A 1147-nucleotide genomic window follows, 5' to 3' on the forward strand; every position below is an offset into this window, starting at 1 on the left:
AGTTAATGATACGTGCTTATGCACGTGGGTTTCCCCATTCGGAAATCGTAGACTCTAGTGGCTTTTACTGCCTTATCTACGCTTATCGCAAGTTAATACGTCCTTCATCGCCTCTGACTGCCAAGGCATCCACCGTGTACGCTTAGTTACTTAACCATACAACCCAAAAAGGTCTCGCTTGGTCTTTTTCCTTTATGCTGCGTTGCCATCAGAATTTGCTTGGTCACAACCAGACGGTTGCTCCCAGCGACAAATTCTTCAGCGCCTTGCCTAAAGAAAAAATCCACTTCGCGATACATACGGGTGTATGTTAATCACTAAAGGTGTCTCAATTTATTTAAACATGATTGAGACTGATAATTGCCGGACTCAAATATGAACAACATAAAATACGTTGTCCCCAAGAACACTTGAATGTGTGTTGGTACCTAAATCTTTAAAAGAAATAGGATTTGAGAACTTTTAATTGAATAACTTAATGATCACAGTCTTGAGCTGTTTTGTTTCACTTTTTCAAAAGTGAAAACCATTAAGCTATTCGTCAGCTTTCCAAATTGTTAAAGAGCAAGATGCATAAAACATCATTCAAATATTCTTATCAGAACACTTTGATGATGACTTATTGAGTTTTCCAAATCTGGCTTATACAAGGCAAGTTGAGAGGAAGCATATGAACAATATGCGACGAACAACTTAACGCCGTAGAAGAAGATTTTGGTGGGTCTGAGTGGACTTGAACCACCGACCTCTCGCTTATCAGGCGAACGCTCTAACCACCTGAGCTACAGACCCACATCTTTTTGCTCGATTAAACCTTATCAATCTGTGTGAACACTCATCGCAATAATCTATTCGTATAAGGAGGTGATCCAGCCCCAGGTTCCCCTAGGGCTACCTTGTTACGACTTCACCCCAGTCATGAACCACAAAGTGGTGAGCGTCCTCCCGAAGGTTAAACTACCCACTTCTTTTGCAGCCCACTCCCATGGTGTGACGGGCGGTGTGTACAAGGCCCGGGAACGTATTCACCGTAGCATTCTGATCTACGATTACTAGCGATTCCGACTTCATGGAGTCGAGTTGCAGACTCCAATCCGGACTACGACGCACTTTTTGGGATTCGCTCACTCTCGCAAGTTGGCCGCCC

The 1147-nt window shown here is 43.4% G+C and carries 1 tRNA gene and 2 rRNA genes; all 3 read right to left on the reverse strand.

The features are described from left to right. Positions 1 to 156: ribosomal RNA gene (locus tag ACM2FC_RS23445) — 23S ribosomal RNA — on the reverse strand; the annotation flags it as partial. 559 nt (positions 157 to 715) lie between these two features. Continuing rightward, positions 716 to 792: transfer RNA gene (locus tag ACM2FC_RS23450), tRNA-Ile, on the reverse strand. Between the two features lie 65 nt (positions 793 to 857). Then, a 16S ribosomal RNA gene (locus ACM2FC_RS23455) occupies positions 858 to 1147 on the reverse strand; the annotation flags it as partial.

The organism is Vibrio sp. A37, assembly GCF_059777565.1.